4 protein-coding genes are annotated in these 3,642 nt (G+C 68.7%); all 4 read right to left on the bottom strand.

The window, feature by feature from the left end:
• Positions 1–84: 84 nt before the first annotated feature.
• The gene (gene nagA / locus LXM94_RS25665) at positions 85–1,251 is read right to left on the bottom strand and encodes an N-acetylglucosamine-6-phosphate deacetylase (RefSeq protein WP_235774701.1); all 1,167 of its coding nucleotides are present in this window, start codon (positions 1,249–1,251) and stop codon (positions 85–87) included.
• A complete protein-coding gene (locus LXM94_RS25660; protein WP_235774699.1) occupies positions 1,248–2,270 on the bottom strand; it encodes an SIS domain-containing protein in 1,023 nt (340 codons plus the stop codon). Before LXM94_RS25660 ends, nagA begins: the two co-directional genes overlap by 4 nt.
• Before the next feature lie 25 nt (positions 2,271–2,295).
• Positions 2,296–3,060 (bottom strand): GntR family transcriptional regulator, encoded by a 765-nt coding sequence (locus LXM94_RS25655; protein ID WP_235774697.1) that lies wholly within the window; start codon positions 3,058–3,060, stop codon positions 2,296–2,298.
• A partial coding sequence (locus LXM94_RS25650; RefSeq protein ID WP_329605651.1) for a BadF/BadG/BcrA/BcrD ATPase family protein occupies positions 3,057–3,642 on the bottom strand: 586 nt, incomplete at its 5' end. The genes LXM94_RS25650 and LXM94_RS25655, both read right to left, overlap by 4 nt.

The following is a 3,642-nucleotide window of genomic DNA, read 5'->3' as shown; positions in this document are numbered from 1 at the left end:
AGCTCCAACAAAAGAGCTCCCTACAGAATCCATCTCAAATCAATCCGCCACAACTTTTTTCAAATGCGATTCCCCTGGTCGCGGTCAGCTCCTGTTTTCGAACACAGGGTTGCCGCCGATCCAGGTGGAGCGCAGCGAAAGGTCGGCGTCGAGCACGACGAAGTCGGCGTCGTGGCCGTGGGTAAGGCGTCCCTTGCGGCCTGTCACGCCGGCCGCCTCCGCCGGGTAGAGCGACGCCATGCGCAGCGCTTCCTCGAGGTCGAGCCCGACCTTTTCATGCATGAAGTGCAGGCATGAGACCATGTCGATGTCGGCGCCGGCAAGCGTCCCGTCGGCGAGCGTCAGCCGGCCGCCGCCGCGATAGATCGTCCGGCCGTTCAGGGTGAAGCTCCGGAGATCCGTGCCGATCGTCGACATCGCGTCGGTCACGAGGAAGATGCGTCCGGGACCGCGCTTCGCGCGAAGCGCGATCCCGATCGAGACCGGGTCGACGTGATAGCCGTCGGCGATCAGGCCGGCATTGACATGGCCGAGGTCGAGAGCGGCGCCGACCATTCCGGGCTCGCGGTGCCCGAGCGGGCTCATGGCGTTGAAGAGATGCGTCATCATGCGCGCGCCTGCCGCGACGGCCGCTGCAACGGTCGCATGGCCGCTGTCGGAATGCCCGAGACTGACGATGACGCCGGCCCCGGCCATGGCCTCGATCTGCGCATTGGAGACGCTTTCCGGCGCCACGGTGGTCAGCAGCACGTCCAGCGCTTTGCGGGCTTCGAGGACGCGCTCGAGGTCTTCGCCATCCATCGGCCGGATCAGCGCGGGATCGTGCGCGCCCTTGCGGCTGATCGAAAGATGGGGGCCTTCGAGATGCAGGCCGAGGAAGCCTGGCACGCGCTCGGCGCGGGCGGCGATGCCGGCCTCGACGGCACAGCGCGTCACCGCGCGGGTGTCGGTGATGAGCGTCGGCAGCAGCGCCGTCGTGCCGAATTGCGCATGGGCGGTGCAGATGGTGCGGATGCCGTCGACGTCCGGCTGCTCGTTGAGCAGCACGCCACCGCCGCCGTTCACCTGCAGGTCGACGAAGCCGGGGACGACGAGCCGACCGGTCTCGCCACGGCGGTCGATGCCGGCGGGAAGTTCCGCCTCGGCGACGATCGCCGAAACCTTGCCCGCCGCGACGACGAGGGCGGCGCCGTCGTGCCAGCGGTCGCCGTCGAAGACGCGAGCGCCGGTGATTGCCTGTTGCGCGCTCATCTCGTCTCCGTGACCTTCTTGAGATTGGCCGGCTTGTCCGGGTCGAGGCCGCGGCCGCGGGACCAGGCTTCGACGAAGCCGTAGAAGGGCACGATCAGGGCGAGCGCATCGGTGATCGGGTGGCCGGTCGCGACGAAGGGCAGCTTTCGCGCGGACGTGGCGCCGGCGGATGTGACGCAGGCATAGGCGCCGCGTTCTGCAAGCCCGTTCGCCATGCCGGTCACCGACTGTTCGGCCGCATCGCGTGCGGCGAGCGCGATGACCGGGAAGCTCGGCCCGACCAGCGCCACCGGACCATGCAGCACTTCCGCGGAGGAATAGGCTTCCGCGTGCATGCCGGACGTCTCCTTGAACTTGAGCGCCGCCTCGCTGGCGATCGCAAGCGCCGGGCCGCGGCCGAGCACATAGAGCGACTGGGCGTCCGCAAGGTCGGCGGCAAGCTCGCTCCAGTCGAGCATGACGGCCCTGGCAAGCTGTTCCGGCAGGTCGTCGACCGCCCGGCGCAGTGCGGCATCGCCGGTCCATTCGGCCAGCAGGGCGAGGCCGGCGACGATGGAGTTGACATAGGACTTCGTGGCCGCGACGCTGATCTCCGGTCCGGCTGACAGGTCGATCGGATAGAGGCAGGCTGCGGCAAGCGGCGAGGGCAGTGTGTTCGTCAGGGCAATCGAAACGGCGCCCGCTTTGGTCGTCGCCTCCGCCATCGCGACGATGTCCGGGCTCTTGCCGGACTGCGAGATGGCGATGGCGGCGGCACCGTCGAGCTTCAGCGGCGCGCCATAGATCGAAGCGAGCGACGGTCCGAGCGAGGCAACGGGGCGTCCCATGGTGAGCTCGATCGCATATTTCAGGAAAAGGGCGGCATGGTCGGACGAGCCGCGCGCCACGGTGACGACGACCGCGGGGTCACGCTCCCTGAGCGCCCGGCCGGCCGCACGGATGGCATCGGCGGACCGCGCGAGCACGCGCGCGGCCGCCTCCGGAATCTCGTTGACCTCTTGCCGCATGTTCGTCTGCATGTCGCTCGCTTTCGTGTTCGTCGGACTACTGGTCCGAAAGGGTGAGTTCGGCGACGAAGTCGTAGGCGTCGCCGCGATAGAGGGAGCGCGTGAATTCGACGACGCGCCCGGACGGAAGATAGGACACGCGCTCGATGGAAAGGCCCGCCGAGCCGGGCGCAACGCCCAGCATGGCGCCGTCCGTATCCTTGATGTTGCAGGCGGAGATGCGCTGCACGGCGCGCACCGGCCGGCATCCGCGCTTCTGGAGTGCCGCATAGAGCGAATCCGTCACCTGCTGCGGGTCGGGCAGGAACTCCGACGAGATGCAGGCCCGTTCGATGGCAAGCGGCATGTCGTCGGCGATGCGCAGTCGCCCGAGCCGCGCGACAAGCGCGTCGGCGGGAAGGCCGAGGATCATCATCTCGTCGGGCGAGGGGTGGAAAAGCCCCCGGTCGAGCCATTGCGCCCGTGTCGTCAGGCCGCGCCTTGCCATGTCTTCTGTAAAAGAGGTGAGGCGCGAGAGCGACTGCTGCACCTTCGAGACCGGCTTGACGACGAAGGTGCCCGATCCGTGCCGGCGGACAAGCAATCCGTCCTTCACCAGGTCATCGACGGCCTTGCGGACCGTCACGCGGCTGATATTGGCAAAGTCCGCGAGGTCGCGTTCCGGCGGCAGGGCATCGCCGTGGTTGAGCTTGCCGGAATTGATCGCCGCCTCGAGCGACTGGCGCAATTTCAGATAGAGCGGGCCGGACCCGCCGGCCTGCAGGCGCTCCGGCGACAGGATGGCGGCGAGATGATCCGTCATGCCCGTGCCTCCGCCTGTTGCCGCAGTCGCTTCGCGGCAAGGGCCACGGCGCCCGTCAGCGCGTCGGCCATGGGGTCGACCAGGATCGCGCGATGTGCGGCGTCGAGCCATTGCGGATAGAGCGGCGCGAGGCCGCCGAGCAGGCAGAGCCGTTCGTGCCCGCCGATGCGGGTTACGGCGTCCAGCGCCTCGTTGACGGTCCTGGCGGCGGCGTCCAGCAGCGCCAGCGCACAGCGGTCGTTTAACCGCGCATGCTCGAAGACGAGCGGCGCGAAGCGGCCGAAGTCGCCGGGCTTCGAAAGGCGCGCGAACTCGACGATCTGGCGGGGATCCTGCTTGAACTCGGCAAGCACCGCATCGCTCAGCGCGGAGCGGGCATGAACGCCGTCATGGGCGAGCAGCGCCTCCTGCAGCAGCGCATGGCCGATGCGCGCGCCGCCGCCGAGGTCGCCGATCTGGAAACCCCAGCCGCCGATATAGTGGACCGCGCCGGCCCGGCGCGCCATGTAGATCGTGCCGGTGCCGAGGATCGCGACCGAGCCGTCCGCGTCGCCGAGCGCACCCTGCAGCGCGATCAGGCCG

This window comes from Rhizobium alarense, assembly GCF_021555155.1.
GTDB classification, from domain to species: Bacteria; Pseudomonadota; Alphaproteobacteria; order Rhizobiales; family Rhizobiaceae; genus Rhizobium_D; species Rhizobium_D alarense.
This window is presented reverse-complemented; position numbering and strand designations above follow the sequence as displayed.